The 715-nt window shown below is 71.6% G+C and carries 1 protein-coding gene; it reads left to right on the forward strand.

Features of this window, described 5'->3' with window-relative positions; translation table 11 throughout:
* The first annotated feature begins 167 nt into the window (after positions 1 to 167).
* Positions 168 to 593 carry an ATP-binding protein gene (locus G6039_RS30195; protein WP_006934328.1) on the forward strand — a complete coding sequence of 142 codons (426 nt, stop codon included), beginning with the start codon at positions 168 to 170 and terminating at the stop codon, positions 591 to 593.
* The last annotated feature ends 122 nt before the right edge of the window (positions 594 to 715 follow it).

Consider the following 715-nt stretch of genomic DNA (forward strand, 5'->3'; position numbering starts at 1 on the left):
CCGCTGATCCCCGGGCTCAACATCCCGGTACCGACACTGCCGCCGCTGCCGCCCCTGCCCACGATCGAAGTGCCGCCGGAGCTGCGGCTACCGATCTGACGGACCCCTCCGCCGCCGGGGAGCCTCGTGGCCGATGGCGCCCGGCGCGACGGGTTAGAGTACAGACGATGTTTTCGCCGCAGAACACCCCGCTGTGCGACTCGGTCACGCTGGCCTATCGGCGCGTGCGCGCCGAGCCCGGTCAGCTGACCGTGCTGCGGCGGGCCCTGGAGCGCTGGCTCGACGCGGTGCACGTGCGCCCCGAGCTGACCCGCGACGTGCTGCTGGCCAGCTACGAGGCCCTCGCCAACGCCGTCGAGCACGCCTACCGCGACGGTGCATCGGGCACCCTCGACCTCGAGGCGACGCTGATCCCGGGCGACCGTCAGGTCGAGGTCGCCATCATCGACCGCGGCAGCTGGCGCGCGAACGACACCGACCCGGGCACCAGCTCGCGCGGGCACGGTCTCACGCTGATCAAGTCCCTGGCCGACACGGCGACCGTGGCCCCGGCCGACACCGGGACCGTCGTCACCATGCGCTGGAGCATCTAGCCAATATGTCCCTGTCGGGACGCCCGTTCCGGGGTGAAAATGGTGTGGTGGTCGCCCGTCGACGCCGTGCCACTATGGTCCTTCGAGGCCGTCGTCTAGCCGGGCGTTGGGGGTCACGCCGC

The sequence above is a fragment of the Rhodococcus aetherivorans genome, assembly GCF_011058165.1.
Taxonomy (GTDB): Bacteria; Actinomycetota; Actinomycetes; order Mycobacteriales; family Mycobacteriaceae; genus Rhodococcus; species Rhodococcus aetherivorans.